Below are 26,311 nucleotides of genomic sequence, written 5' to 3'. Positions count from 1 at the left end.
GGGGCTTCGAAGATGGGCAGCGCGTCGCTGCGAGAATAACATTCTCCAATCGAGGCGTAACCGTTCTCACGATGTGACTACCACGTTTCGCATAACGTACGTCATGCAGTTGACCAGCAGACACCCTGACCTGCGCAAAAGTAAGCGTTTTGTAGAGAACTAGATTCTTGCGATTGAAGAACAACGCTTTACACTGGGAGGTGTTCGGCGCTCGCGCAGCGCTCTTCCGCGCCTGCCGACGGCCGAATGACATCGGAGGACAGCCTTGGTGATGCAGAACCCGGACGGGACGCAAACCCCCGTCATCGATGCCAGCGTGCACATCTTCAGCAAGTCGAACAAGGACTTCCGCAGCTTCCTTCGTGAGCCCTTCAAAAGCCGCGGGTTCCCCGACTACGAGATGGACTGGTACGGCGCTCCCGGGGGTGAATACGCCCCCGGCACCGAGGGCGACCGCCGCTACCCCGGCTCGGACCCCGAATTCGTCGGCGGGCAGCTGTTCGATGAGCGCGGCGTCGACGTCGCGATCCTTCATCCGATGACCCGCGGCATCATGCCCGACCGGCATCTGGGGACCGCGATCGCGGCGGGGCACAACGAGATGCTGGTCAGCCGCTGGCTCGAGGACAACCCGTACGCCGAGAAGTTCCGCGGCACCATCCGGATCAACCCCGACGACGTCACCGGTTCGCTGCGCGAGATCGCCAAATACGCCGACCATCCCCGGGTCGTGCAGATCGGTGTGCCCCTGCAGTCGCGCGAGCTGTACGGCAAGCCGCAGTTCTGGCCGCTGTGGGAGGCCGCCAACGAGGCGAACCTGCCGGTCGCCGTGCACATCGAGGTGGGGGCGGGCGTCCAGTTCGCGCCGACGCCGTCCGGTGTGCCCAGGACGTATGAGAACTACGTCAGCTTCATGGCGCTGAACTACCTGTACCACCTGATGAATCTCATCGTCGAAGGGGTATTCGAAAGAATGCCGACGCTGAAATTCGTCTGGGCCGACGGGGCGGCGGACCTGTTGACGCCGTTCATCTGGCGGATGGACTGTTTCGGGCGCCCACATCTGGAGCAGACCCCGTGGGCGCCGCGGATGCCCAGCGACTACCTGCCCGGCCACACCTACTTCGTGCAGGGCGCGATGGACGGGCCCGGCGATGTGGACTACGCCGGTGAGTGGTTGAGCTTCACCGGCAAGGACGACATGGTGATGTACGGGTCGAGCTATCCGCACTGGCAGCTCAACGAGCTGACGGTGCCCTCCGCGTACTCCGACGAGCAGCGCGACAAACTGTGCTGGCGCAATGCCGCCGAGCTCTACGGCATAGACGTCGATGCCGCAGTGGGCGCACAGTGATAGGGCGTGAGACGCAGTTGAAAGGCAGGGAGCCACGATGACGGTGACAGTGACAGAGCGCAAGCCCGCAGCGGAGCGCGTCGCGGTGCGCTGCGTCGACTCCGACGTTCATCCGACGCCGAGGGCGGGTGAGCTGACGCCGTACATCCCGGAGCCGTGGCGCAGCAAATACTTCCTGACGCGGCGGATCGGCGACCAGATCTACTACGACGCACCCGACTACGCGCACGCTTACGCGATGCGGGTCGACACCTTCCCCTCGGACGGCAACTTCGCGGGCAGCGACCCCGAACTGGCGTTCAAGCAGCTGATCATGGAGGCCGGCGCCGACATCGCGATCCTGGAGCCCGCCGCCTACCCGGCGCGCTTTCCCGAGGTCAACCACGCGATGAGCGTCGCGCTCAACGACTGGCAGGCCAACCACTGGCTCGACAGCAAGAACAACTGGCACGAGCGGTGGCGCGGATCGATCTGCGTGGCGATCGAGGCGCCTGAGGATTCGGCCCGCGAGATCGAGCGCTGGGCCGGCCACCCCTACATGGGCCAGATCCTGATCAAGGCCGAACCCCGCCCGGCGTGGGGTGACCCCAAGTACAACCCGATCTGGGAGGCCGCGACCCGCAACGACATCACAGTGAGCTGCCACCTGTCGCGCAGCCATCACGAGGAGTTGCCGATCCCGCCGGTCGGATTCCCCAGCTACAACCACGATTTCATGGTCACCTATTCGCTACTGGCCGCGAACCAGGTGATGAGCATGGTTTTCGACGGGCTCTTCGATCGGTTCCCGACGCTGCGAATCGTGTTGGTGGAACACGCTTTCACGTGGATTCTGCCGCTGATGTGGCGGATGGACGCCATCTACGAGGCCCGCAAGTCGTGGTTGGACATCAAGCGCAAACCGTCCGAATACGTCAAGGATCACATCAAGTTCACCACCCAGCCGCTGGACTACCCCGAGGACAAGACGGAGCTCTCGCGAGCGTTCGAGTGGATGGAGTGCGAGAAGATCCTGCTCTACTCGTCGGACTACCCGCACTGGACGTTCGACGATCCGCGCTGGCTGGTCAAGCACCTGCCCGAGCACGCCCGCGAAGCGGTGATGTTCCGCAACGGCATCGCGACGTATCACCTTCCCGACACGGTTCCGGCCCTCGAGGGCCAGGTGCGGGTGTTCTGAGTTGAGCGAACAGGAGAAGACGCCCCGGCTGGCCCAGGGGCGTGAACACGTCGTCGCCACGGTCGACGAGATCCCGCCCGGCAAGCACAAACTGGTGCCGATCGGACGCCACGGCGTCGGTGTGTACAACGTCAACGGCACGTTCTACGCGATCGCGAACTACTGCCCGCATGAGGGCGGACCGCTGTGCTCCGGGCGCGCCCGCGGCCGCACGATCGTCGACGAGAGCGTCCCCGGTGACTCGGTGATGGTCCGCGATATGGAGTACATCTACTGCCCATGGCACCAGTGGGGTTTCGAACTGGCCACCGGCACCACGGCGGTCAAGCCCGAGTGGAGTATCCGGACCTACCCCGTGCGGGTGGTCGGCAACGAGGTGTTGGTACAGGCATGATCACGAGCCCCCTCATTGACGCGAATGTGCGTGTCTGCACCCGACACGCCGCGGAAAATCAGCACTTTGTGCACGTTCGCGGAGGCTCGCGATGACCACAACGGAGTCCGCGGGCCCCGAGCTCAAGGCCGGCGAGAAGACGATGGAGATCAACGGCGGCGACGTCGTCTACGAAATCCTCGGCAAGGAAGGCGATTTCATCGCGCTGACGCCCGGCGGCCGGTTCAGCAAGGACATTCCCGGTCTACGGCCACTGGCGGAGGCGCTGGCCTCGGGCGGTTACCGCGTGCTGCTGTGGGATCGGCCGAACTGCGGCAAGTCCGACGTGCAGTTCTACGGTAAGAGCGAATCTCACATGCGCGCCGAAACTCTGCACGCGCTGATCACCGGACTCGGCATCGAGCAGTGCATCATCGCCGGCGGATCGGGGGGCGCGCGCGACTCGATGCTGACCACCATGCTGTATCCGGAGATCGTGCGAAAGCTGGTGGTGTGGAACATCGTCGGCGGCGTCTACGGGTCCTTCGTGCTGGGCGGACACTACGTGGTGCCGAGCATCCTGGCCGCCCGCGGTGCGGGTATCGACGGCGTGCTGCACGTCGCCGAGTGGAAGGAGCGCATCGCCGAGAATCCTCGTAACGAGGAGCGGTTCAGAGCCCTTGACGTCGACGAGTTCCTGAAGGTGATGTTGCGCTGGCTCAACGCCTTCGTGCCCAAGCCCGGTCAGACGATTCCCGGTGTCGAAGACGAGATGTTCGACAACATCACGGTGCCGACCTTGATCATCCGCGGCGGCGAGAACGACTGGGACCATCCAAAGCGCACGTCGCTGGAGGTCAGCTGCCTGATCAAGGGCTCAACGCTGATCGACCCGCCCTGGCCCGAGGATGCCTGGGAGCGGGCCGGTGAGAAGTTCGCGGCCAGTGGCGGAAAGGACTTCTGCCTGTTCGACACCTGGGTGCAGGCGGCGCCCGCGATCCTGAAATTCCTGGACAGTTGATGGCCGAGTCCACCACAACCGCGTGGGCCCCCACATCAGTTGGGGACGCACATCCTTGTACGCCCGCTTCGGCGTGTCGCGTACACGAGCGCGCGCTCGTGGCGTCGGCTCACGTGGTGCGGATGTGGACCTCGCAGTTGAGCGAGGCCTCCAGCGCGGTGTGCACCCGACTCTCGGGCACGCGGTCGAGGTCGGCTCTGCGCAACGTCACATACACGACGTCCCATCCGTCGTCGCCGGGTACCCGTTCGATCTCCCCGGAGAGCCCGAGCCCGGCCAGCACACCGTGCGCATCGTCGTCGGTGCCGCGGCTGATGAACGTCACCACGCCGGGCACCGGAGTGGTGCCGAATGCGTTGCTGCACAGTTCGAGCGCGACCCGACGGAGCTGCTCGGGATCCTCGCCGATGATCAACAACTCGACCTCACGGCGTTTCGGCGGCAACCCGGCCAGATTGTTGGCCACCACCTCGATGCCGTGCGCAGCCGCCGAATCCCTCAGGCGAACAAGGCCGTCGTCGAGTTGGGCCGCACCGAGTTCGCCCGCCGAGTCGACACCGACGCGCACGACCGCAGTCCTCATGTCCGTCAGCCTATCCGCGGGCCGGAAGGACCAGCCATGACCTCTACTGCCACCGAACTCGCCGTTGCCGCCTGGCCGGATTGTGCGCCGCGCCTGTTGCGCCCCTCGGAGGCGGGAACGGAGAACTACGCCGAATACGCCCGGGCGGGCGGATATCGGCCGCTGATCGACGCCGATGCGCTGCTGACGCAGGTCGATCTGTCGGGCCTGCTGGGTCGCGGCGGCGCCGCGTTCCCGATCGGCACCAAACTACGCACCGTGCACAATGCCCACCAGCGCGGCTCGGAGACCGTCGTCGTGGCCAACGGCGAAGAAGGCGAACCCGCGTCGGTCAAAGACCGCTGGCTCCTGCGCAACCGGCCTCATCTCGTGCTCGACGGTCTGCGCTTGGCGACGGCCGTCGCAGGCGCCCGTCGGGCCTACGTCTACGTCTCCGACGGGCCCGCCGCGGACGCGGTCACGGCCGCGCTGGGCGAAGTGCCGTCGGAGACATTCGGCGCGACCGAGATCAGCGTCGTCACAGTCGAACCCGGATACGTGGCCGGTGAAGAGACCGCCGCGGTCCGGCGTATCAACGGCGGACCCGCCAAGCCGACCGACAAGCCGCCTCGGCCCTTCGAGGAAGGTGTTGACGGGGTTCCGACCATGGTCAGCAACGTCGAGACGCTGGCCAACCTGCCCTACATCCACGAGCACGGCGCCGAGAAGTTCCGGTCGGTCGGCACACCGATGTCACCGGGAACCTTCCTCGCGACCATCACCGGCGGCGGTCGACCCGCCGCGCTGTACGAAATCCCCCACGGCGCAGCGTTCGCCGATCTGCTGGCTCTGCACGGTCTGACCAACGAGGCGGTCACCGGCGTCTTGATGGGCGGTTACTTCGCCGGCCTGGTCAACACCGACATCCTCGATGCGACGCTCGACCACGAATCGGTTCGCCGACTCGGCAGCGGTCTGGGATGCGGGGCGGTCTCGATCCTCACCGACGACTGTCCCGTCGCCGTAGCGGCCGCTGTGATGTCGTACTTCGACCGGGAGAACGCGGGCCAGTGCGGATCCTGCTTCAACGGCACCGCCGCCATGGCTGCGGTCACGTCGGCGCTACGCGACGGCGTAGCCACCCAGGAGGACGTCACCCGCTTGGAACGTTGGTCGGTCGTGCTTCGCGGCCGCGGCGCGTGCGGCACCCTCGACGGCGCCACCAACGTCGCCGCGAGCCTGCTGCGACAGTTCCCCCAGGTGGTGTCCCGCCACCTCGCCAACGACTGCACGGCCTGTCGAACCGACGCATTCGCCGCCCTGCGGCCTTACGAAGTGGAGGCGGTGGCCCAATCATGAGTGACGGCTTGCGAATCCGGCTCGATCGGACGCTGTGCGACGGCTTCGGGATCTGCGCCAAGCACGCCCCGGGGTATTTCTCCCTGGACGACTGGGGTTACGCCTCTCTCATCGGTGACGGGACGGTACCGGAGAAGGACAGGGACGCGGTGATGCGCGCACTGTTGGACTGCCCCGTGCACGCGATCATTTACATGGGTGAACACCGGCCCTCCGACGACACCGCGGTGCATCAGGAGGCGCACGAGGTGCCCGAGCCGGAGCCCAGAACCGATGGCAACGAGGCGATCTCGGGATTCGTGCGGTGACCAGGCCACTACCCGAGCTGACGGTACTCAACGAGTTCTTCTGGACCGCCGGCGCCGACGGTGTCCTGCGCATCCAGGAGTGCCGTGACTGCACGGCGCTGATCCATCCGCCCCAACCGGTATGCCGGTATTGCCGGAGCCGCAACATGGGCGTTCGCGACGTCTCGGGCAAGGCCACGCTGTCGGCGTTCACCGTCAACCACCGGTTCGGCTTCCCGGACCTGCCGCCGCCGTACGTCGTGGCCCAGGTGGCGATCGTCGAGGATCCGCGAGTTCGACTGACCACCAACATCGTTGACTGCGACCCCGACGACCTGAAACTCGGTCAACTCGTCGAGGTGCAGTTCCAACAGCTCGCCGATGTGTGGCTGCCCGTCTTCAAACCCGGCAGCGACGGACAGAGCGGCCCGGCCGCCGAGGACGAGATCGCGCCCCAGGACTTCTCCCGTCACGTCAGCCAGCCGCTGAGTCGCCAACGGTTCGAAGAACATTCGGCGATCACCGGAATCGGCGCGTCTCGACTGGGTCGGCGACTGATGGTTCCGCCGCTGTCGCTGACCATCGAAGCGTGCGAGGCCGCCGTCGCCGATGCGGGTCTGACGTTCGACGACATCGACGGTCTCTCGACGTATCCCGGGTTGGACATCGCGGGCATGGGCGAAGGTGGCGTCGCCGCGCTCGAGGGCGCTCTCGGTCTCCGCCCGGTGTGGATCAACGGCGGCATGGACACATTCGGGCCCGGCGGCTCGGTCATCGCGGCGATGATGGCGGTGGCCACGGGTATGGCGCGCCATGTGCTGTGCTTTCGCACATTGTGGGAGGCGACGTTCCAGCAGCTGATGAAGGAGGGCAAGGCGTCACCGCCGGGCGGCGCGCGAACCTCGAGCTGGCAGATGCCCTTCGGTGCGATGTCGGCCGCTCACACGCTGGCGCTCAACGCCCAGCGCCACTTCGAGCGCTACGGCACCACGCGCGAGACACTCGGCTGGATCGCGCTCAACCAGCGGGCGAACGCGGCGCTGAACCCGACCGCCATCTACCGCGACCCCATGACGATGGACGACTATCTCAACGCGCGGATGATCACGACACCGTTCGGGCTGTACGACTGCGACGTTCCCTGTGACGGCGCCGTCGCGGTCATCGTGTCCGCCGTCGAAGCCGCCGAAGACATGCCGCACAAGCCGGTGCTGTTCGAGGCGGTCGGCACGCAGATCGTCGAACGCACCGACTGGGACCAGAGCACACTGACCCACGAACCCCAGGTGCTCGGCCAGGCCGCCCACCTGTGGACCCGGACCTCGTTGCGGCCCAAGGATGTCGATGTGGCCGAGCTGTATGACGGCTTCTCGTTCAACTGCCTGTCGTGGCTGGAGGCGCTCGGCTTCTGCGGTGTCGGCGAGGCCAAGGACTTCCTCGACGGCGGCAAGGCCATCGCCCGCGACGGGGTGATTCCGTTGAACACCCACGGCGGCCAGCTATCGCACGGCCGCACACACGGGATGGGTCTGATCCACGAAGCGGTCACGCAGCTTCGCGGCGACGCGGGCGAGCGGCAGGTGAAGGACGCCAAGGTCGCGGTGGTCAGCAGCGGCGGGCTCACACCCAGCGGGGCGATCCTGATGCGGACCGACGGGTGAGCGGGGCGGCTCCCGGCCCCAATGTCGCCGCCGGGGCGGCTCCCCGCCCCCGCGTCGTCCTCGTCGACGGCGTACCCATGTCCGGCCTGGTCGCCGAAGCCGACAATCCGGCGGCCGTCGTCGTTGCCTTCCACGGGGGCGCAAGCACCGCAGCGTATTTCGACTGCCCCGGTCATCCCGAGCTCTCGCTGTTACGCGCCGGCCCGGCCCGCGGTATCACGGTCGTGGCGCTGGACCGTCCCGGCTACGGCAGTTCGGCACCTTATCCCGACGCTATGCACCAACCCGAGCAGCGGGTGGCACTCGCCTATGGCGCCGTCGACAAGGTCCTGGGCCAAAACCCGCGCGGCGCAGGGTTGTTCCTGCTCGGCCACTCGGCGGGCTGTGAACTGGCCGTTCGCATGGCCGCCGACGCCCGTGCCGCGAAGGCGGGGGTGCTCGGACTCGGCCTGGCCGGCACCGGGTTACGGTACGCGGACGCCGCGGCCGAGATCTTGAAGACGACGACGCTCACCCGGCGACCGGTCGGACTGCGCGAACTTTTGTGGGAACCCGCGGATGCATATCCACCCGAGGTGCTCTCGGGCATCACGAATTCGTCAACGGGCGCGCCGTACGAGTCGGACGTGACGAAAAACTGGCCGCGGCGGGACTTTCCGGCGCTGGCCGCCCGGGTCGAGGTGCCGGTGCAGTTCACCGTCGCCGAACACGAACGGGTGTGGCGTACCGACCCCGAGTCGCTGGCCGACATCGCCGCGGCGTTCGCCGCCGCGCCCCGCTTCGTACTCAACGAACAGGCCGGCGCCGGTCACAACCTGTCACTGTCGTTCGCGGCCGCGGACTACCACGACAGGGTCTTGTCATTCGTCGAGCAATGCGTCGCGGCCCGACGAGACGCCGAAGAGAAGGCTGAGCAGAAAGTGGAGGCGGATTGATGCGCGTCGGATTCATCGGACTGGGCAGCCAGGGCGGCCCCATGGCCCGCAGGATCGTCGAGGGCGGATTCGAGACCACGCTGTGGGCACGGCGGGCAGCCAGCCTCGAACCGTACGCGGGCACGGCTGCGAAGACCGCGAGTACGCCTGCGGAGTTGGCCGCGGCCAGTGATCTGGTGTGCCTGTGCGTGGTCGGCGACGATGACGTGCGAGAAGTCCTCAACGGTGAGACCGGTGTGCTCGCCGGCCTTGCTTCCGGAGCGGTCATCGCCATTCACAGCACCGTGCATCCCGACACCTGTAAGGAGATCGCCGAAGTCGCGGCCAAACAAGGGGTTTCGGTCATCGACGCACCGGTGAGCGGCGGTGGGCCCGCCGTTGAGGAGGGCAAGCTGCTGGTGATGGTCGGCGGCGAGGAGGACGTCGTCGAACGCTGCCTCCCCGTGTTCGCGACCTACGCCGACCCGATCGTGCATCTCGGCCCCCTGGGCAGCGGACAGGTCACGAAAATCCTGAACAACCTGCTGTTCACCGCCAATCTCGGCAGCGCGCTGAGCACACTCGATCTCGGTGAGTCCCTGGGCATTCCGCGTGTGCGCCTGGCCGAGGTGCTCAACGGCGGTTCGGCCACCAGCAAGGCATTGGGCAGCATTGCAATATTCGGCGGCACGGTAGAAGGGCTGGCCCCGATCGCGGGTGCATTGCTGCAGAAGGACGTTCGGCATGCGGCCAGCATCGCGGCCACCGCATCGGTACCCGAGGGGTCGGTGTTCACCGTGGCCGATACGGCGTTGCGCAACATGGACCATCCGCGGTGACGCGTGTCGGCTTCGTTGGTGCGGGCCGGATGGGCGCGCCGATGGTGCGCCGTCTCGTCGATGCCGGTCACGAGGTGCGCGTGCTCGGCAGGACCGACGAGAAATGCGCCGCGCTACGCGATATCGGCGCGCAGCCGGTAACCCGTGCGGCGGATGTCGCCGACGGGGCCGACGTCGTGGTCGTCTGCGTGTTCACCGACGAGCAGGTCCAGCAGGTGTGCATGGACGACGGCCTGGCGGCGGGCATGCGGCCGGGCAGTGTGCTGATCATCCACACGACGGGCAGCCCGGCCACCGCCCGAAAGCTGGCGGCAGAGTTCGCCGACATCGACGTCGTCGACGCTCCGGTCAGCGGCGGCCCGCACAACATCGCGGCCGGCGAGGTGACGCTGTTCCTGGGCGGCACGCACGCCGCGGTTGACAAGGCCCGACCGGTGTTGGCCGGATACGGCGACCCGATCCTGCACGTCGGTGAACTCGGGGCGGGCCAGGCCGTCAAGCTCGTCAACAACAGCCTGTTCGCCTCCCAGATCGGCCTGCTGCGCGCCGCTGTCGACCTCGGCGCCCGGCTCGGCGTCGGCGAGGCAGAACTGCTCACGTCGCTCACCCACGGCAGCGGTACCAGCCGGGTCGGCGAGTTCGTCGCTGCGCGGGGCTCGGTTCAGGGCTTCGTCGCCGACGTCGGAGAGTTCATCGGTAAAGACGTCGCGGTGGTTCGCCAGATTGCGGGCGAACTGGGCAGCGACCTGGGCCTGCTCGACGGGGTCATCGATGCCGGGATCCGGCCATAAACAGCGGCGATTCCCCTTACCAGGACGCATCCGGTGAGGCATACTAGATGCGTTACATTATTGCGCCCTCGCGTAACGGAAGCGGTCGACAGCCCGCCGCGAAAGAGGAGACCATGACCAAGCCCAAGCTCGTGTTCGACCCGGTGTCGCAGGAGTTCTTCGACAACCCGTACGAGATCTACCGACGGATGCGGGACGAAGCGCCGATCTACTACGACGAGGACGGCGACTTCTATGCGCTGACGCGGCACGCCGACGTGGCCGCTGCGCTCAAGGACCACGAGGCGTTCTCCTCGTCGCGCGGCTGCGACCTGGCCATGGTGCGCTCCGAGGAGGGTCCGCACAAGTCGATCATCTTCATGGACCCGCCCGAGCACCGGCACATGCGCAGCCTGCTCAACAAGGCGTTCACACCCCGCGCGATCCAGTCGCAGCGCGAGACCATCATCGAGCTCGTCGAGCAGTACCTATCGAAGGTCGACCCCGACAACTTCGATGTCGTGCAGGACTTCTCGGGGCCGTTCCCGGTCGAGGTGATCACCCGGATGGCCGGGGTGCCCGAGGAGTTCCGCCAGCAGGTGCGGCGCTGGATCGACATCAGCCTCCAGCGCAAGCCGGGCCAGCTCGAGTTGTCCGAAGAGAACATGCAGGCCAACATCGACTCGGGCATGTACTACTACGGTCTCGTTCAGGAACGGCGGGGCAATCCGCAGGACGACATGATCGGCCGCCTCATCCGCGCCGAGATTCCCGGTGAGAACGGCGAGATGCGCCAACTCGATGACCTGGAGATCACCGGATTCCTCGCGCTGCTCGGCGGGGCAGGCGCCGAGACCGTCACCAAGCTCGTCGGCAGCGCGGTGGTGGAGTTCGCGCGCCACCCCGAACAGTGGCAGCTGCTGCTCGACGACCGCAGCCTCGTCCCCGCCGCCGTCGAAGAGTTGTTGCGCTACGTCGGCCCGGTGCAGTACAACGTGCGCTACACGCTGAAAGAGGCCGAGGTGCCCAGCGGCACCATCCCGGCGCACAAGCCTGTGTTCCTGATGAAGGCGGCGGCCAACCGCGATCCCCGCGCCTACGACAACGCCGAGACGTTCGACATCACCCGCGACCGCACCCAGGCGCCGCACCTCGGTCTCGGGTACGGCATCCACAGTTGCCTGGGCGCCGCGTTGGCGCGGCTGGAAAGCACTATCGCGCTGGAGCATCTACTCGATTTCATGCCGCGTTACGAGGTGAACTTCGACGGTCTCGAACGTGTGCACATGCAGAATGTGGCCGGCTACCACCACGTCCCGGTGAAGGTGTTGAAGTGACCCAGCGAGAAGCGGAGCGGGATCGCGCATGACTCAGAAGATCATTGTCGACTTTGGGCTCTGTGAGAGCAACGGGGTGTGCATGGGCATCATCCCCGAGGTGTTCGATCTGGATGAGCAGGACTACCTGCACGTCCTTCAAGAAGAAGTGACGCCGGAGAACGAGCAGCAGGTCCGAGAAGCCGTGCGGCAGTGCCCGCGCCAGGCGATCTCGATCGAAGACGCATGACGACGTCGAAAGTCGTCTTCGACCCGTTCTCGCAGGAGTACTTCGACGGACCGTGGGAGATCTACGCGCGGCTGCGCGAGGAAGCACCGGTCTACTACAACGAGGAACTCGACTTCTACGCGTTGTCGCGGCACGAGGACGTATCCGCGGCCTACAAGGATTTCGCGACCTACTCCTCGGCGTACGGGCTGGATCTGGCGACCATCCGCTCCGACGAACCGATGCCGGCGAAGATGATCATCCTCATGGATCCGCCCGAACATCGCCATATGCGCAGCCTGGTGAACAAGGTGTTCACCCCGCGCGCGATCGAGGCGATGCGGCCGATGGTGACCGAGACCATCGACAGGTACATCGCCAAGGCCGACCCCGCCCACTTCGACGTCGTCAGCGACTTCTCCGCGTTCTTCCCGGTCGAAGTCATCACCCAGATGCTGGGCGTGCCAGAGGAACATCGGCAGCAGGTCCGAGAATGGGTGGACGCGTCGCTGCATCGTGAGCCCGGCCAGGTCGACATGTCCGAAGAGGGTATGCAGGCCATCGGCGAAGCCATGGGGCTGTACTTCCAACTGATCCAGGAGCGGCGCGCTAACCCGAAGGACGACATGTTCAGCCGCCTGGTGGCCGCCGAGATCACCCGCGAGGATGGTGAGAAGGAGTCGCTCGATGACTTCGAAATCGCCGGATTCGCAACGCTTCTCGGTGGTGCTGGTGCGGAGACAGTCACCAAGTTGGTCGGTAACGCGGCGGTCACGTTCGCCCGTCACCCCGACCAGTGGCAGAAGCTTCTCGATGACCGCAGCAAGATTCCCGCCGCAGTCGAGGAACTGCTGCGGTACGAGCCACCGGTGCACTACAACGTGCGGCGCTCGATGCGCGACGTGGAACTGCACGGCGTGACGATCCCCGAGGGCAAGCCGGTGTTCCTCCTGCAGGCCTCGGCGCACCGCGATCCCGAGGCGTTCACCGACGCTGGCACTTTCGACATCGACCGCAACCGCACCGAGGCGCAGAACCTCGGCTTCGGCTACGGCATACACAGTTGCCTCGGTGCGGCGTTGGCCCGGATGGAGACGGCGATCGCACTCGAGCGGCTGCTCGACCTGATCCCCCAATATGAAGTGCTGTGGGATGACTGCCGTCGGGTGGCGATGCAGAACGTCGCGGGTTGGTCACACGTTCCGGTGCGCGCCCTGAGTTGATGCGATTCGTCTTCGTGCACGGGGGCTTTCACGCCGCCTGGTGCTGGGAGCGCGTGGTCGACGAACTGACGGCAATGGGCCACGACGCGGTCGCGGTGGACCTCCCGGGACACGGTGCACGCGTCGACGAGGAGTCGACCCTGGCCAACCGGCGCGACGCGATCGTGGAAGCGTTGCGAGCAGCAGATTCGGCTGACAGCGTTCTCGTCGGACATTCGGGCGGCGGCTTCGACGCCACGCTGGCGGCCGACGCTGCGCCCGAATTGGTCAGCCATATCACCTACCTCGCCGCGGCGCTGCCCCGGGAGGGTCGCACCTATCCCGAAGCGATGGCGATGCGCGACGACGGCGACGAACTAGGCGAGGACTTCGACGCCGACGTCGGAGAGATGCTGGGGTACTTGAAGTTCGACGACAACGGAGCGATGTGGTTCGCCGACTTCCAAGGCGCGTGGCGGTACTTCTACCATGACTGCGACGAGGCCACCGCGCGCTGGGCGTTCGAGCACCTCGGTCCCGAACGATTCGGCGATACGACGGTGACGCCGGTATCCGTGCCGCGGTTCTGGGAGGCCGATCTTCCCCGCAGCTTCATTCGTTGTCTGCAGGACCAGTCGATGCCGCGCTGGCTGGCCGACACGGTGACCCGTCGCCTCGGCGTCGAGCAATTGACCATCGACACGTCGCATTCGCCGTTCCTGAGTCGGCCGCGCGAACTCGCCGAGTTACTGGTCCACGCCACAACGACGAAGCCCACCGGCCCGCTGGTTTCCGCCTGAAAGTTGCGCCGAAACCGACATTTTGGCGGTTCCTAATCGTATTTTTCCGCCGAAACGTCGGTTTGGGCGAGCGATACTAGCCCAGCCCGTGCAGGATGACGCCGTTGCAGTCGGCGGCGGCCTGACGCAGCTTCACCGCGGCCTGGTACTCGTCGGAGTAGTACCACGCCTTGGCCGCCTCCTCGGACTCGAACTCGAGCAGCACGGTCTGCGTGCCGTGCCAGCTGCCCTCGATCACCTCGGCCTTCTGGTCGAACGCCAGCAGGTTCGCGCTCGCCATCGTCTGGCTGGCTACCTTGCCGTACTCCGCCATACCGTCCGGATCCTTCACGTCCTCGGTGATGAGGATGTACGCCTTCGCCATTCGAGCTCCTTCGTGTTGGATGCCGGCACCGCGCCGACGTGCTTGTCAGTCGATCTCGCGGATTGCGCGTTCCGGGCAGTTTGCGATCGCGTCGCGCGCCGCGGATTCCAGCTCGGCGGGAACCTCCTCCGGATTCGCCACCGCCCAACCATCGTCGTTGAGCTCGAACACCTCGGGACACAGCGTCAGGCACATACCGTGTCCTGCGCAGCGATCTTCGTCGACGGTCACCTTCATTCGGCATCACCCGAGACCACGTCGAACTCCAGATGAAGTTCGGTCAGCCCGCGCAAAATGTAGGTCGGGATGTAGTTGTAGCGACGCTCCCCTGCGGGGCCGTGATGGGCTTCGCTGATCCGAATGTCGGTGGTGCGGTCCAACAGTCGCTCGAGTCCCACCCGGGTCTCGGCCCGGGCCAGCGGCGCGCCCGGGCAGCTGTGAATGCCACGGCCGAACGCCAGGTGCTGACGGGCGTTCTTGCGCTCCGGATCGAAGTTGTCCGGATCCTCGAAGCGGCGCGGATCGCGGTTGGCCGCACCGTTGATCACCATCACGGTGCATCCGGCACCGAGGGCCTGGTCGCCCACCGTCGTCGGCACCCGCGACAACCGGAAGTCGCCCTTGACCGGACTCTCGATGCGCAGGCACTCCTCGATGAAGTTCGGTAGCAGGCTGCGATCGTCGCGCAGCTTGCGCTGGATGTCGGGCCGGTCGCCGAGCACCTTCAGCGCAGTCGACAGCAGCCGCACCGTCGTCTCCTGACCGGCGGAGAACACGTTGGTGGCGACGCGGACCACATCGGCCACCTCTGGGACCGTGCCGTCCGGGAAGGTTGCGGTCGCCAGCCCTGTCAGCACATCGTCACGCGGTTCGCGACGACGGTCTTCGACGTACTCGGCGAACACCTCGTACAGGTACTCCAGCGGTGTCTTCGTCAGGGTCTTCTCGGCGTTGCCCAGCCCGCCGCCGTGCGTGCCGCGGGCCAGCCTCTCTAGCAGCTCGGGCCGGTCCTCGTCGGGCACCCCGAGCAGATCGGCTATCACCCGCAGGGTGAACGGAGCGGCGAAGCCACTGATGAACTCGCCCTCACCGGATGCGAGGAAATCGTCGAGGATGTCGTCGGCGAGCTGCCACATCGCGTCCTCGTTCTCCTTGAGGCGCTTCGGCGTGATCAGCCGCATCAACAGGGCACGGTGATTGGTGTGCGTCGGCGGGTCGAGCGTCGGCAGCTGGTCGCTGAAAGGGATCTCGTCGCGGTGTTCGACGATCAGGTCGGTGACATCGTCCCCTTCGAGCGGAACGGGAAAGCCCGGGAACGGACCGGTCACGGAGATGCACGACGAGAACGTCTCGGCGTCGTTGTAGACGTCCACGGCCTCTTGCCAGCCGGTCACCATCGTCACGCCGTAGTGGTCCTCACGGGCGACCGGGCACTTGTTGCGCAGCGCCTCGTAGAACGGGTACGGGTCGTCCGTCAGGCGCCCGTCCCGGAAGAAGTCGACCGTGGTGAGGTCCTCGGTCATGCGCCCTCCATTTCGACGATCTCAAGATACGAGAACGCGATTCTCATATCTGGGTATCAGATTTCCATAGCGGCACGCCTGCGTCAACGCGCGGGCGGGCGAGCCGGTGTGCCCAGCGGTTATGCCCCGACGCCACTCACTGGATCGGCTCGTCACCCAGCACCGTCGTGCGCAGCATCTCGCGGGGTGAGTTCGGGTCGTACGGCGCGGCGCGGTGTAGAACCCCGTTGTTGTCCCAGATCACCGTGTCGCCGACGGACCAGCGGTGGCTGTACACCAGCTGCGGCTGCGTGGCGCGGTCGAGGAGTTCGGCGAGAAGCGCCCGGCCCTCGTCGATGTCCATGCCGACGACGTAGTCCGCCGACGCGCCCAGCACCAGCGACTTGCGGCCGCTGCGGTGAGTCCACACCAGAGGGTGCTCATGGGTGGGTCGCGACCGCCACTTGGCCACCAGCTCGGGCGACGGGTCGGGCGTGACCCGGCGTTGGGAGGCCTCGAGGGAATGCATCACCCGCAATGCCCCGAAACGCTCCTTCTCGTCGTCGGTGAACGCCTCGTAGGCCGCGTACGAGTTCGCGAACTCGGTCTCGCCGCCGGTCTCGGCGACCTGCTTGGCCGAGAGCACGGTCGCCTTCTGTGGGCATTCGTCGTTGGTGGGCGTGCATCCGTCGATGTGCCAGTCGAACGTGGCCCGCAGATAGTCCGCCGAGGCGTTCTTCGACTTGTCGAGCGTCACAGGGTAGATGCCCGCGACCGGATGGTGGCCGTCCGACGAGTGGTCGATCTCGCCGAGCCGCCGGCAGAACGCCACCTGAGCCTCCGACGTCAGCCCGAGCCCGGGAAACACCAGTACGCCGTTGTCCTCCAACGCATCCAGAATCGCGGCGCCCAGCGCGTCGTCGTGGGCCAGGGCGTCGGAGTCGACGTCGGTCACCTCCGCGCCGACCGATGCGGTCAGCTTGTTGATGGTGAGCAGGCTCATGGTGTCTCCTTCGTCATGGCACCGGCGCGCTGACGCGGTTCATCACCGCGTCGGCGGAGTCGGCGGGTTTCTGGGTACCGAACACCTCGACTGCCATCGACACCATGATCATCGAGTAGATGAGATGCAGCAGGTTCAGCACGTCTTCGGGCAGGTCGTCGAGCGGGAACTTGTCGCAGTAATCGATCGCTTCCTCGAAGCGCGGCGTGAACGCGTCGTAGAACTCCCGGATCTGCGGCATCGGGGTGGCCATCCGGGTGGCCCACCTCTCGGCTTCGGTTGGCAGGCACCACTTCTCGGCGAACGATTCGAACTCTGCGAACGCACTGGGCAGACGGGTCATGGTCACACCCCCACCGGCGAGCGCTCGGCCTTGTACTCCTCGACCCACTTGACGGCCTCGTGGTGCAGGTGGCGCACCAGGATCTCCTGGTCGCTGAGCGGATAGTCGTCGACGATCGGCTCGCCCAGGCCGTACTCCAGCGCCGCCTGCGTGCCGCCGAGCATTCCGGCGTCCTGCAGCGCGAACTCCTTGAGCACCACCGAGGCGACCTCGTGCTCGATGCGTTCGCGCACCGTCCGGGCGGGATGAAATGCGTTGTAGGCCTCGAACTTATGGGTGTTGTGCGACGTCGGCCAGTACCGGTACAGCAGATACCAGCCGTGGTAGATGAGGATCTCCAGGTTCGGGAAGATCTGGAAGTTGGTGATGCCCCAGGGTTCGATGCCGCCGGGGTTCAGCCCGGCCGACTGATGGGTCTCCGGGGTGCGCCACGGCCCGACGAGACCGCTGCGCGTGACCCGTTCGACCGGATACATGTACTCCGGCGCCAACAGCCAGCGACGGGTGCCCGCCGTCGACACCAGCCGGTGGGGGCCGTCGATTTGGAAGTGGCCGCACTCGAACGTCGCGTTGGGTTGGCGCACCGCGCTGGGCACCTGCTGCGAGTGCAGCGAGGGCACGTGGTAGTACTCCTGAAACGCGTCGGCGAAGATCTTCCAGTTGCTGTTGTTGCGCGCCTCGAATTCGTAACGCTCGGTCATCAATTCGAACGGGTAGTCGTCGAGCGCGGTGATCATCGGGCCGAGGAACTCGCGCAGGGTCCAGCGCGGTTCGGGATCGAAGTTGATGAAGATGAACCCGTTCCACACGTCGCACTGCACCGGCTTCAAGCCGCGACGCTCGTGGTCGAGGCCGAAGAACTCGCTCTCCTGCTGGACGAAGGTCAGATCGCCCTTGAGGTCGTAACGCCACCCGTGGTACTTGCAGGTGAACTGTCGACAGGTGCCCTTGACCTCTTCGTGGGGAAAGTCGTTCCACACCAACTTGTTCCCCCGGTGACGGCAGATGTTGTAGAAGGCGCGGATCTGCTGATCCCTGCCCCGCACCACGATCACCGACGTCTTGGCGGCGTCAATCTCCTTGGTCAGGTAGCTTCCGACACGCGGCAGTTCCTCGACACGCGCGACGTTGAGCCAGGCGCGTTTGAACACCGCCTCGCGTTCGAGCTCGTAGAACTCCGGTGAGATCGAGTCACGGAACGAGATGGGCCCGGTTCCCAGCTCCGGATAATGCTCGGTCCAGCTGCCCTCGGCCGGCTTGGGCCACTTAGCCATCGAAACCTCCGTGTCGTGGTTGGTGTGCGGAAAGCGAGGCGGTCATCACAGCACCGACCCACCGTTGACGCCGAGGATCTGACCGGTGATGAAACCGGCCTCCTCAGAGCACAGGAAGCCCACGGCCGCGGCGATGTCGTCGCCGGTGCCGAGGTGCCCCAGGGGGACGGTCGCGGCCATCTGCTCGTTCGACGGCAGGTGTCCGGACTGCTGACCGGCGTGCTGCATCGGCGTCTCGATGGCCGACGGCGGGATGTTGTTGACCGTGATGCCGGCCGGACCATACTCGCGCGCAAGCGATTTGGTCAGCGACAGCAACGCACCCTTGGAGGCGGCATAGTGCGCCATCCGTGGCGAGCCGCGCTGCGCGCTCGACGACGAGATCATCACGATGCGACCCCAGCCCGCGTCGAGCATGTCGGGTACGGCCACCTGACAGCAGTGGAAGGTTCCGGTGAGGTTGACGTCGATCAGCCGCTGCCACGCCTGCGGCGTGATGTCGGTGAACGCCGCCCAGTCCACGGCACCGGCGCTGGTGACCAGGATGTGCACCGGCCCCAGCTCGTTACGCACTTTCGCGAACGCCTCCTCGACCGCCGAGCGATCGCTGACATCGGCGGCCACCCCCAGGGCCGTCACGCCGTCGGCCCTCAGCATTTCGGCGACCCGTTGGGCCGCTTCACCGTTGACGTCGAGCACGGCCACATTGTGCCCACGACGACCGAGCTCGCGGCACGTCGCCTCCCCCATGCCCGAAGCACCGCCGGTCACCACCGCGACACGGGTCATCACTTGACCTCGTCTTCTACTCATAGCTCACGTGGACAGTCCGGCTCGTCGGCAGCGACTGACACGTCAGCACCCAACCTTCGGCCACTTCGTCGTCGTCGAGAGCATCGTTGTTCAGCATGCGGGCGCTTCCGGACACGATGCGCGCCATACACGTTCCGCACGAACCGGTCTCGCATGACGAGGGGGCACGTAACCCCGCCATGCGCGCGGTCTGCAGCAGCGTGTTACCCGACCGGTAGGGCGCGGTGGTGGTCGTGCCATCCAGTTCGATGACCACCTCCTCGGTTCGCTCGGAGGTGGCGGCGACCTCGGCGGGAACCGGTGCCACCGTGAACCGTTCGAGGTGAAGCCGCTCGCGGGGCACACCCATGCCCAGCAGCGTGTTCTCCACCGTGTCCATGAACGGCCCTGGCCCGCAGATGTAGTAGTCGACTTCACCGCACGCCGATGCGAATGCCTCGACCGCCGAGGGTTGCACGACGCCGGCTTCGTCGTCGAAGTGATTGGTCACCGACAGGCGTTCGGCGTTGTCGGCGGCAAGCCTCGCGAGGGGCTCGCCGAAGATCACCGAATCGTGGCTTCTGTTGGCGTAGAACAGTCGAACCCGCCGGCGGGTGCTCACCAACGCGGCTCCGATCAGCGAGAAGATCGGGGTGATACCGCTACCGCCCGCGAACGCGACGATGTCACGGTCGGTGTCACCGAGCAGGAAGCGGCCGTCGGGGGGCGCGGCGTGGATCTCGCCGCCCACCTGCGCGGTGTCGTTGAGCCAGTTCGAGACCAGGCCACCCGGGTCGCGCTTGACGGTGATCTGCAGGTCGTTCCCGTTGTGCGGGTACGACGACATCGAGTAACACCGCCGATGATCGTCTCCGCCGACCCTGACCTGCAGCGTCAGGTACTGACCCGCCTTGTAGACGAAGCGATCCGAGCAGTCCGCCGGAACATCGAGAACCAGCGATACGGCATCGCTGGTCTCGGGCACCACGCGTTTGATGCGCAGCGGGGCGAACTCGTCGTCGGACATCGTCACCACAGTATCAAGTACTTGCGATTGATCTCAACCACTTGAAGCCCCCGGATACGCCGGTGACGTAGCGTGACCGGATGCAACCGCATCGCGTCATCGCATGGGGCACCGGCGCCGTCGGCGTCGAGATGATCACCGCGGTACTCGACAACCGCTCGGCGTTCGATCTCGTCGGGGCACGCGTGTATTCGGCGGACAAGGACGGTGTCGACATCGGGACGCTGGCCGGCCTCGACCCCATCGGCGTCGCCGCCACCACCGACGTGAATCGCATCCTCGCCGTCGACGCCGACTGCGTGCTGTACACGCCACGCAACACCGACGTCGACGAGGTGTGCGCGATCCTGGCCAGCGGTAAGAACGTGGCCACGACCGCATTTCTGTTCCACCCGCGGCGCACCCGGCCCGCCGACCGCGAACGGTTGCTCGACGCGTGCCAGACCGGCAACAGCACCGTGCACGGCAGCGGCCTGAATCCGGGCAACCTCTCCGGCGTGCTGCCGCTGGCGTTGTCGGGGATGAGCCGCACCATCGACAAGGTCACCCTGCACGAGCGCGCCGACTGGTCGGTCTACGACAGCACCGCCATCACGTTCGACAACATGTGCTTCGGAGAACCCGTCGAGACCATCAGCCCCACGGGCAGCGACTTCCTGGCGTTCAACAGCGCGATCTTCAGCGAGCAGGTCTGGCTCATCGCCGACGCGCTCAACGCCGGCATCGACGAGGTGACCGCCTCGGTCGACGCCGTCCCGGCCATGTCGGACCATCAGATCTTCGACCGGATGCTGGCGGCGGGAACGACGGCGGGCCAACGGTGGACCTGGTCGGGCCGACGCGATGGTCAGACCTTGGTCGAGATCGAGACGCTGTGGACCGTCGGCAACGAATACCCCGGGCATTGGCCGAAGCCACAGCACGGCTGGACGCTGACCATCGAGGGTGATCCCTCGATGCGCGCCCACTTCTTCTCCCTCGCCAGCTTCAGCCGCGACGCGAGCATGGCCGAGCATGTGCGGTCGGCGAACGTGGCGACGGCGATGCAGGTGCTCAATGCGGTGCCCGCGATCGCCGCCGCACCCGCAGGATTCGCGACGATGGCCGATCTCCCTTTGATCCGCAGCCACATCGGTTTCGGCAACCGATGAGTTGATCAGTCGCCGATGTGGTCGTCGGCCATCGTGTGCCCGGTGCCCTTCACGACCACCCGGGCCAGCAGGTCACGCAGCGTCTGCTGCTCTTCTGGCGTGAGGACGCCGAAAACGGCTTCGTGCGCGGCGATGGCATCGCTGACGACCGCGCCGGCGACCTTACGTCCTTCAGAAGTGAGGTAGGCCTTAAGGATTCGCGCGTGCTGAGGATCGGGTTTGCGTCCGACCAGTCCCCGCTGCTCCAGAGACTTGACCGCCAGCTGCACCCCCTGCGGGGTGATCAGCAGACGGCGCGCGAGTTCGGCGCCGGACAGCCCCGGCTCATTGGAAAGTTGGCGCAGCACACCGATCTGGGCGGTGCTGACGCCGTGCTGGCTGACCGCGTCGTTGACGGCCGTGAGCGCGAAGTACCACGCCTGCTTCAGATGCCACAGGATGTTGTCGCCCAGTTCCATGCCCAGTTCTGGGTTGGTCTGCCTAGCCACCGTCCAAGTTCCCTTCGTGCTTGTAGACGTGACCGTCCTTCATCACGAAACACACGTCGAGGGTGGCGGTGATGTCTTGGGCCAGATCCCCGGGCACCGCGATGATGTCGGCGAGGTATCCCGGCGCCAGGCGCCCCGATTCGTCGTCGGCCTCGATCAGCTCGGCACTGGTCACCGTGGCGGCGCGGATCGCCTGCATCGGCGTCATCCCCCGTTCGACGAGCGCACACAGTTCCTTGGCGTTCTGTCCGTGCGGGATCGCCGGCGCGTCGGTGCCGCAGGCGATCCGCACACCGGCCGCGATGGCCTTGGGCAGCATGGCCTGTGCGCGCGGAAACACCTCCTCGGCCTTCTTGCGCAACTCGGGAGCGATGCGGTCGATCGCCATCGCCTGGGTCAGGTAGGTGGTCGAGACCAGGAAGGTGCCGGTGTCGGCCATCAGTTTGATGGTTTCGTCGCTGGCGAGGAAGCCGTGCTCGATGCAATCGATGCCTGCTTTGATGCATGCACGGATCGCGCTGTCGCCCACCGCATGGGCGGCGACGCGGACACCGGCTCGGTGGGCCTCGTCGGCGATCGCGGCGAACTCCTCGTCGCTGTACTGCTGGGCACCGGGGGCGGTGCTGTGCGACATCACCCCGCCCGAGGCCGACACCTTGATCAGTTTGGCGCCGTGGCGGACCTGGTAGCGCACACATGCGCGCACGTCGTCGACGCCGTTGGCGATGCCCTCGGCCACCGACAGCGGCATGATGCCCGGAGCCAGCCGCTGGAACACCGTCGGGTCGAGGTGGCCGCCGTACGGGGTGACCGCGTGCCCGGCGGGGTAGATCCGCGGGCCGACGTGCCACCCCTGATCGATCGCCCGCTGCAGCGCGACGTCGAGCAGGTAGCCGCCCGTCTTGACCATCAGACCGAGGTTGCGCACGGTGGTGAACCCGGCCTCCAGCGTGGTGCGGGCATTGACCGCCCCGCGCAACGTGCGATAGACCGGATCGTCCTGCACACCGTGCATCGGACTGGGCAAACCCTCGGGCCCACCGGGTCCGCCGATGAGGAGGTTGAGCTCCATGTCCATCAGGCCCGGCAACAGCGTGACATCGCCGAGGTCGATCAACGTGGCCGAATCATCTTGTGGTTCCGGCGGATTGACGGCCGTGATGCGGTTGCCTTCGACGACCACCACTGCCGGCGAGCGCACCTCTCCGGTATCGACGTCGGCCCAGCGCGCGGCGCGCAGGACGGTGCGCGTCGTCACGGAACCGGTTCGGAAACGCAGTCGAGCGTCGTGGCGCCCGAATCGGGCACCTTCGGCTGCTTCCAGCACTCGACCGGGAAGGACACCTGAATCATCGAGTACAGCAGATGCATCAGGTTGAGCACGTCCTCGGGCAACTCGTCCAGCGAGAACTTGTCGCAGTAGGCGATGGCCTCCTCGGCGCGCGCGGTGATCGCGTCGTAGAAGGCCTGCATCTCGGTCATCGTCGAGGACAGCCGCTTGGCATAGCGTTCGGCCTCCGACCCCAGACACCAGTCCGAAAACTGTTCGAGGTCGGCGAATTCCGGCGGCAACTTGGCGGTCGTCATCTCACACACCCGCCGTCTTGCGTTCGTAGTCCTCCACCCACGCCGCGGTCTCCTTGTGCAGGTGGCGGATCAGCACCTCCTGGTCACAGAGCAGGAAGTCATCGAGCACCCGCGACTCGATCATCGACTGGGTGGCCTCCAGCGTGTTGGCGTCCTGCAACCCGTATTCCTTGAACGACACCGCGGCCAGTTCCTGCGCGATGCGTTCCCGGGGAGTGCGCGGTTGCGGGAAGTACACGGTGCCCTCGAACAGGTGCGTGTTGTACGACGTGGGCCAGTAGTGATAGGTCAGGTACCAGCCCTGCCCCCAGAACAAGATCACGAAGTTCGGGAACAACTGGAACGAATCAAGGCCCCACGGATCGCATTTCGCGGGGTTCAGGCCGGGGGGCATCTCCCCCAGATCCGGTTTGTCCCAGGGGCCGAACAATCCGCTTTGACAGATGTCCTCGATCGGTTTGCGCATCTCGTCGGCCATCTCCCAGGCGCGCACACCGGAGGTGCTGACCAGCCGGTGCGGCCCCTCGATGCGATAGTGCGGGGCCTCGAAGCCTGCCTCGGCGGCGGCCTTCGAGTAGGCGGTGGGCGACTGGTTCGCGTGCAGTACCGGTGCGTGGTAGAACTCCTGGAACGCGTCCATGTAGAGCTTCCAGTTCGCCTTCACCTCGGACCGGTAGTAGAACCGCGACGTCATCTTGTCGAAGGGGTAGCCCTCCAGGGCGGTGATCATCGGACCGAGGAACTCGCGCAGCGACTGCTCGGGCTCCTTGGCGAAGTTGACGAAGATGAACCCTTCCCAGACCTCACAGTGCACCGGCACCAGCCCGTAGCGGCTCTTGTCGAGGTTGAAGAACTCCCCCTCCTGCTGCACGAAGGTGAGGTTGCCGTCGAGGTCGTAGCGCCAGGCGTGGTACTTGCAGGTGAACTGCCTGCACACCCCGCTGGTCTCCTCGAGCGGCATGTCGTTCCACACCAGCTTGTTGCCGCGGTGTCGGCAGATGTTGTGATACGCCTTGACCTCACCCGAGGTCGTCCGCACCACGATGATCGACGTGCTGGCGACCTTCAACTCTTTGGTGAAGTAGCTTCCCTTGCGCGGAACCTGTTCGGTCCGACCGACATTGAGCCAGGCGCGCTTGAAGATCGCGCGGCGCTCCTTCTCGTAGAACTCCGGGCTGATGGAGTCCTCGTAGGAGACCGGATCGGTGCCCAGTTCGGGATAGTGCTCCGTCCAACTTCCTTCCGGCGGTTTGGGAAAGCGAGCCATTGCCTACTCCTGTCCGCCCGGCCTGGACCGTGCCGGGAGCTGCAGCGCCGACGGTATATGCTCCATGTCACAATCGCAAGTAGTTGATATAGACCGGCGCGGGCGAACGCCGTCACCGAGTTTCCGCACGGCGGTCGCGGCCACTCGCCATGCCGCAAGCAGTGCGAAAGGGTGTGCACACAAATGCGATCGGACGAGTTGTTCATCGGCGGCCGATGGTCCAAGGCGAGCGCCGGAGACCATATCGAGGTCGTCTCCCCGCACACCGAGGAACCGGTCGCGCGCGTCGCCGCCGCCGGACCCGCGGACATCGACGCGGCCGTCGCCGCCGCGCGCTCCGCGTTCGACTCCGGCCCGTGGCCGCGCCTCGCCCCCACCGAACGCATCGCGGCCGTGCGCCGGCTGGCCGAGCGGTACGGCGAACGGCGCGGCGAGATGGCCGAGACGATCACCGCCGAAATCGGGGCGCCGATCAGCTTCGCGCAGCGCGCGCAGGTCGGGCTGCCCGCGATGATGATGTCGGCGTTCTGCGATCTGGCCGAGGGTTATCCGTGGGAGGAATCCCGCCCGGGAATGTACGGGACCGACATCCGCATCCGCCGCGAGCCGGTCGGCGTCGTCGGCGCGATCGTGCCGTGGAACATGCCGCAGTTCCTCATCGTCACCAAGCTGATCCCGGCGCTGCTCGCCGGCTGCACGGTCGTGGTCAAACCGGCACCCGAATCGCCGCTGGACGCACTGCTGCTCGCCGACATGATCGCCGAGGCCGGGCTGCCCGAAGGTGTGGTCAGCGTGCTGCCCGGCGACCGGTCCGCGGGTGAGTACCTCGTGAAACATCGCGGGGTGGACAAGGTCTCGTTCACCGGGTCGACCGCGGCGGGTAAGGCGGTGGCCGCCGCGTGCGCCGTCGACCTGCGGCGCGTCAGCCTCGAACTCGGCGGCAAGTCGGCGGCCATCGTGCTCGCCGATGCCGACCCCGCTGCCGTCGCCGCCGGCGTTCGCTCGGCGAGCCTGTCCAACAGCGGGCAGATCTGCAACGCGCTCACCAGGATTCTCGTGCCTGCGCAACGCTCGGGGGATTTCACCGAGGCCCTGGCCGCCGAGATGACGTCGCTTGTGGTCGGGGATCCGACGGATCCGGCCACAAAGGTCGGACCACTCGTCGCGCAACGTCAGCAGCAGCGCGTGCGGGGCTACATCGAGAAGGGCCAGTCCGAAGGTGCCCGCCTCGTCGTCGGAGGCGCCGACATGCCCGACGGGCTCGACCGGGGCTGGTATGTGAAGCCGACGTTGTTCGCCGACGCCGACAACGACATGACCATCGCGCGCGAGGAGATCTTCGGCCCCGTTCTGACCGTCATCGCGTATGCCGACGAGGACGAAGCGGTGGCCATCGCCAACGACTCCGACTACGGCCTGGCCGGATCGGTGTGGACCGCTGACACCGAGCGCGGGGTAGCTGTCGCCGCGCGCATCCGCACCGGCACATTCGGCGTCAACCAGGGCTACACGATGGATCCGTTCGCACCGTTCGGCGGCGTCAAGGACAGCGGCTACGGCCGCGAACTCGGGCGCGAGGGAATCGACGGGTACACCGACACGAAATCCATCTCGATTGCCACAGCGTAGTTTTCGCCCCGTACTCG

29 protein-coding genes are annotated in these 26,311 nt (G+C 66.2%); 16 read left to right on the top strand and 13 right to left on the bottom strand.

The genetic code is table 11. The features are described from left to right. Positions 1-271: 271 nt before the first annotated feature. The 4 genes from AAHH99_RS18665 (at position 272) to AAHH99_RS18650 (ending at position 3,928) form a co-directional block, all read left to right on the top strand. Positions 272-1,354, top strand: coding sequence for an amidohydrolase family protein (locus AAHH99_RS18665; protein WP_418770272.1), 1,083 nt, complete (start codon positions 272-274; stop codon positions 1,352-1,354). 37 nt (positions 1,355-1,391) lie between these two features. Beyond that, on the top strand, positions 1,392-2,534 hold the full coding sequence (locus AAHH99_RS18660) for an amidohydrolase family protein (RefSeq protein WP_064414637.1): 1,143 nt from the start codon (positions 1,392-1,394) through the stop codon (positions 2,532-2,534). A gap of 1 nt (position 2,535) precedes the next feature. After that, entirely contained in the window at positions 2,536-2,928 is a 393-nt protein-coding gene (locus AAHH99_RS18655; RefSeq protein WP_064350287.1) for a Rieske (2Fe-2S) protein, read from the top strand. Between the two features lie 91 nt (positions 2,929-3,019). After that, positions 3,020-3,928 (top strand): alpha/beta fold hydrolase, encoded by a 909-nt coding sequence (locus AAHH99_RS18650; RefSeq protein WP_418770027.1) that lies wholly within the window; start codon positions 3,020-3,022, stop codon positions 3,926-3,928. A gap of 109 nt (positions 3,929-4,037) precedes the next feature. Here the strand turns inward: AAHH99_RS18650 and AAHH99_RS18645 are convergent, their stop codons facing one another. Further along, positions 4,038-4,511: a hypothetical protein gene (locus AAHH99_RS18645; RefSeq protein ID WP_418770026.1), complete on the bottom strand. Its 474-nt coding sequence runs from the start codon at positions 4,509-4,511 to the stop codon at positions 4,038-4,040. Between the two features lie 36 nt (positions 4,512-4,547). On the opposite strand from AAHH99_RS18645, the gene AAHH99_RS18640 reads away from it, so the two are divergent. From AAHH99_RS18640 to AAHH99_RS18595, 10 genes are all read left to right on the top strand, one after another. Then, positions 4,548-5,849 (top strand): NADH-ubiquinone oxidoreductase-F iron-sulfur binding region domain-containing protein, encoded by a 1,302-nt coding sequence (locus AAHH99_RS18640; protein ID WP_418770025.1) that lies wholly within the window; start codon positions 4,548-4,550, stop codon positions 5,847-5,849. An 8-nt stretch (positions 5,850-5,857) separates the two neighbouring features. Continuing rightward, positions 5,858-6,157, top strand: coding sequence for a ferredoxin (locus AAHH99_RS18635; protein ID WP_235629939.1), 300 nt, complete (start codon positions 5,858-5,860; stop codon positions 6,155-6,157). Continuing rightward, positions 6,154-7,797, top strand: a complete 1,644-nt coding sequence (locus AAHH99_RS18630) for a thiolase C-terminal domain-containing protein (RefSeq protein WP_418770024.1) — start codon at positions 6,154-6,156, stop codon at positions 7,795-7,797. Before AAHH99_RS18635 ends, AAHH99_RS18630 begins: the two co-directional genes overlap by 4 nt. 77 nt (positions 7,798-7,874) lie before the next feature. Next, the gene (locus tag AAHH99_RS18625) at positions 7,875-8,732 is read left to right on the top strand and encodes an alpha/beta fold hydrolase (RefSeq protein WP_418770271.1); all 858 of its coding nucleotides are present in this window, start codon (positions 7,875-7,877) and stop codon (positions 8,730-8,732) included. Beyond that, positions 8,732-9,550 (top strand): NAD(P)-dependent oxidoreductase, encoded by an 819-nt coding sequence (locus AAHH99_RS18620; RefSeq protein ID WP_418770023.1) that lies wholly within the window; start codon positions 8,732-8,734, stop codon positions 9,548-9,550. The genes AAHH99_RS18625 and AAHH99_RS18620 overlap by 1 nt, the downstream gene beginning before the upstream one ends. Then, the gene (locus tag AAHH99_RS18615; RefSeq protein ID WP_418770022.1) at positions 9,547-10,341 is read left to right on the top strand and encodes an NAD(P)-dependent oxidoreductase; all 795 of its coding nucleotides are present in this window, start codon (positions 9,547-9,549) and stop codon (positions 10,339-10,341) included. Before AAHH99_RS18620 ends, AAHH99_RS18615 begins: the two co-directional genes overlap by 4 nt. 113 nt (positions 10,342-10,454) lie before the next feature. Continuing rightward, positions 10,455-11,657 (top strand): cytochrome P450, encoded by a 1,203-nt coding sequence (locus AAHH99_RS18610; RefSeq protein ID WP_064414628.1) that lies wholly within the window; start codon positions 10,455-10,457, stop codon positions 11,655-11,657. A gap of 28 nt (positions 11,658-11,685) precedes the next feature. Continuing rightward, positions 11,686-11,886 (top strand): ferredoxin, encoded by a 201-nt coding sequence (locus AAHH99_RS18605; RefSeq protein ID WP_064350278.1) that lies wholly within the window; start codon positions 11,686-11,688, stop codon positions 11,884-11,886. Then, positions 11,883-13,088 (top strand): cytochrome P450, encoded by a 1,206-nt coding sequence (locus AAHH99_RS18600; protein ID WP_418770021.1) that lies wholly within the window; start codon positions 11,883-11,885, stop codon positions 13,086-13,088. The genes AAHH99_RS18605 and AAHH99_RS18600 overlap by 4 nt, the downstream gene beginning before the upstream one ends. Beyond that, the gene (locus tag AAHH99_RS18595) at positions 13,088-13,867 is read left to right on the top strand and encodes an alpha/beta fold hydrolase (RefSeq protein ID WP_418770020.1); all 780 of its coding nucleotides are present in this window, start codon (positions 13,088-13,090) and stop codon (positions 13,865-13,867) included. Before AAHH99_RS18600 ends, AAHH99_RS18595 begins: the two co-directional genes overlap by 1 nt. 76 nt (positions 13,868-13,943) lie before the next feature. On the opposite strand, the gene AAHH99_RS18590 is transcribed toward AAHH99_RS18595, so the two are convergent. The 8 genes from AAHH99_RS18590 to AAHH99_RS18555 all read right to left on the bottom strand — a co-directional run bounded on the left by AAHH99_RS18590 (position 13,944) and on the right by AAHH99_RS18555 (position 20,172). After that, positions 13,944-14,231, bottom strand: a complete 288-nt coding sequence (locus tag AAHH99_RS18590) for a DUF1330 domain-containing protein (RefSeq protein ID WP_418770019.1) — start codon at positions 14,229-14,231, stop codon at positions 13,944-13,946. Between the two features lie 45 nt (positions 14,232-14,276). Further along, complete coding sequence (locus tag AAHH99_RS18585; RefSeq protein WP_064350274.1) at positions 14,277-14,468, bottom strand: ferredoxin; 192 nt, start codon at positions 14,466-14,468, stop codon at positions 14,277-14,279. Continuing rightward, positions 14,465-15,754, bottom strand: a complete 1,290-nt coding sequence (locus AAHH99_RS18580; RefSeq protein ID WP_418770018.1) for a cytochrome P450 — start codon at positions 15,752-15,754, stop codon at positions 14,465-14,467. Before AAHH99_RS18580 ends, AAHH99_RS18585 begins: the two co-directional genes overlap by 4 nt. Positions 15,755-15,890: 136 nt before the next feature. Then, positions 15,891-16,736, bottom strand: coding sequence for a TauD/TfdA dioxygenase family protein (locus AAHH99_RS18575; RefSeq protein WP_418770017.1), 846 nt, complete (start codon positions 16,734-16,736; stop codon positions 15,891-15,893). Between the two features lie 13 nt (positions 16,737-16,749). Then, on the bottom strand, positions 16,750-17,079 hold the full coding sequence (locus AAHH99_RS18570) for a hypothetical protein (protein ID WP_418770016.1): 330 nt from the start codon (positions 17,077-17,079) through the stop codon (positions 16,750-16,752). Between the two features lie 2 nt (positions 17,080-17,081). Further along, a complete protein-coding gene (locus AAHH99_RS18565; RefSeq protein ID WP_418770015.1) occupies positions 17,082-18,353 on the bottom strand; it encodes an aromatic ring-hydroxylating oxygenase subunit alpha in 1,272 nt (423 codons plus the stop codon). 45 nt (positions 18,354-18,398) lie between these two features. After that, positions 18,399-19,142, bottom strand: a complete 744-nt coding sequence (locus AAHH99_RS18560; protein WP_418770014.1) for an SDR family NAD(P)-dependent oxidoreductase — start codon at positions 19,140-19,142, stop codon at positions 18,399-18,401. A 16-nt stretch (positions 19,143-19,158) separates the two neighbouring features. Next, positions 19,159-20,172 (bottom strand): 2Fe-2S iron-sulfur cluster-binding protein, encoded by a 1,014-nt coding sequence (locus AAHH99_RS18555; RefSeq protein ID WP_418770013.1) that lies wholly within the window; start codon positions 20,170-20,172, stop codon positions 19,159-19,161. Positions 20,173-20,252: 80 nt separating this feature from the next. On the opposite strand from AAHH99_RS18555, the gene AAHH99_RS18550 reads away from it, so the two are divergent. Then, a complete protein-coding gene (locus AAHH99_RS18550; protein WP_418770012.1) occupies positions 20,253-21,323 on the top strand; it encodes a dihydrodipicolinate reductase in 1,071 nt (356 codons plus the stop codon). A gap of 5 nt (positions 21,324-21,328) precedes the next feature. On the opposite strand, the gene AAHH99_RS18545 is transcribed toward AAHH99_RS18550, so the two are convergent. From AAHH99_RS18545 to AAHH99_RS18530, 4 genes are read right to left on the bottom strand one after another with little or no spacing between them, the layout of a single operon-like run. Beyond that, complete coding sequence (locus AAHH99_RS18545) at positions 21,329-21,781, bottom strand: MarR family winged helix-turn-helix transcriptional regulator (RefSeq protein WP_418770270.1); 453 nt, start codon at positions 21,779-21,781, stop codon at positions 21,329-21,331. A 22-nt stretch (positions 21,782-21,803) separates the two neighbouring features. Beyond that, positions 21,804-23,069, bottom strand: a complete 1,266-nt coding sequence (locus AAHH99_RS18540; protein WP_418770011.1) for an amidohydrolase family protein — start codon at positions 23,067-23,069, stop codon at positions 21,804-21,806. Next, complete coding sequence (locus AAHH99_RS18535) at positions 23,066-23,398, bottom strand: hypothetical protein (protein ID WP_064350266.1); 333 nt, start codon at positions 23,396-23,398, stop codon at positions 23,066-23,068. Before AAHH99_RS18535 ends, AAHH99_RS18540 begins: the two co-directional genes overlap by 4 nt. A gap of 1 nt (position 23,399) precedes the next feature. Further along, positions 23,400-24,665 (bottom strand): aromatic ring-hydroxylating oxygenase subunit alpha, encoded by a 1,266-nt coding sequence (locus AAHH99_RS18530; protein ID WP_064414619.1) that lies wholly within the window; start codon positions 24,663-24,665, stop codon positions 23,400-23,402. Positions 24,666-24,848: 183 nt separating this feature from the next. Here AAHH99_RS18530 and AAHH99_RS18525 point away from each other — a divergent pair, with 183 nt between their 5' ends. Next, the gene (locus tag AAHH99_RS18525) at positions 24,849-26,294 is read left to right on the top strand and encodes an aldehyde dehydrogenase (protein ID WP_418770010.1); all 1,446 of its coding nucleotides are present in this window, start codon (positions 24,849-24,851) and stop codon (positions 26,292-26,294) included. Positions 26,295-26,311 lie beyond the last annotated feature (17 nt).

Origin of the sequence: Mycobacterium neumannii (assembly GCF_048452905.1) — a bacterium.
GTDB classification, from domain to species: domain Bacteria; phylum Actinomycetota; class Actinomycetes; order Mycobacteriales; family Mycobacteriaceae; genus Mycobacterium; species Mycobacterium neumannii_B.
This window is presented reverse-complemented; position numbering and strand designations above follow the sequence as displayed.